Source organism: Brasilonema octagenarum UFV-OR1 (assembly GCF_963888615.1).
GTDB lineage: Bacteria > Cyanobacteriota > Cyanobacteriia > Cyanobacteriales > Nostocaceae > Brasilonema > Brasilonema sennae.
In genome coordinates this window covers 1-1209 of record NZ_CAWPKW010000379.1, presented here as the reverse complement: position 1 = coordinate 1209, position 1209 = coordinate 1, and the positions used below count along the sequence as shown (strand labels likewise).

The 1209-nt window shown below is 41.5% G+C and carries 1 protein-coding gene; it reads left to right on the top strand.

What is annotated here, in order from left to right:
- Window positions 1–86: 86 nt before the first annotated feature.
- A partial coding sequence (locus AC5590_RS33750; RefSeq protein WP_248277449.1) for a condensation domain-containing protein occupies window positions 87–1209 on the top strand: 1123 nt, incomplete at its 3' end.

Below are 1209 nucleotides of genomic sequence, written 5' to 3'. Positions count from 1 at the left end.
CTTCTAATATGTATGACAGCAAATGACGGGAAGGTTTTCGACAGTTATTGGAGTAAGTTTGTTGCTTTTGTAGCTAAAAATTATGAATGTTAATACATCAGGAAACAGCCAAATCAGTCGTAATCAACAGAAATATAAGTGTATCCACCAGCTATTTGAAGCGCAGGTGGAGCAAACGCCTGATGCTGTGGCAACAGCAAGTGCGCGTCGATGCTTCCGAGTTGTTGCGTTTTCTCACCGAGCAAGAAATCAACAGACTCTTCCTTCCTTCAAAAGATATACACCGCATGCCTAGCAGAAATAGCTTAACTCAACAGCAAATATACTGGGAACAGCAAATTAATAGCGCTCTCCCTATATTAGAAATCCCATCAGATTATCCACGCTCACCGGTTCAGTCATTCATTAGAGCTAAGGAATCGGTTGAGAGTAATGAAGACTTCTGCTTAAAATTCGATAAATTTTGTCAGGATGAGAACTTTACTATTTTTACCACGCTCCTTGCTGCATTTAAAGTTCTTTTGCTTCGTTACACGGGACAGAAAGATATCATTGTGGGGTCTCTGTCTGCTGATAGTCTTCGCTCCAAAGAGGGAGCAAACCCTGAAAGATTCATCAATCCAGTGGTACTCAGGACAAATTTAACCGAAGAGCTAACGGCTAGAGAACTTTGCCAGGAGATTGGTAACAAAGTTGAGGAAGCTGCACAGAATCGCGATTACCCGTTTGAGAAGTTGGTTGTAGCAAATGGACAGAATTTAACAAGAGCGCCAATTTTTCAAGTAATGTTGGTGCTATGCGATGTACCATTTTGTCTTTCACAAACGCCGATTTGCGAAGAGAATCTCGCCCAACAGGAACATAGCGCTTTGTGCGACTTAGTTGTTTTGGTTTCTAAAAAAGAAGAGAAATTAATTATAAGTTGTGAATATAACGCCAAGTTGTTTGAGTCAGCCTCGATTAGGCGAATTTTAGGGCATTTGCAGACCCTACTGGAAAACTTCACCATCAATCCAGATCAGTGTATTTCCACTTTGCCACTGCTTACAGAGCCAGAGCGACATCAGCTATTAGTAGAGTGGAACAACACCACAAAAGAGTATCCCATAGATAAGTGTATCCACCAGTTGTTTGAAGAACAGGTGGAGCGATCGCCTAATGCCATTGCTGTGGTTTTTGAAGATAAACAGTTGACCTACCGAGAGCTTA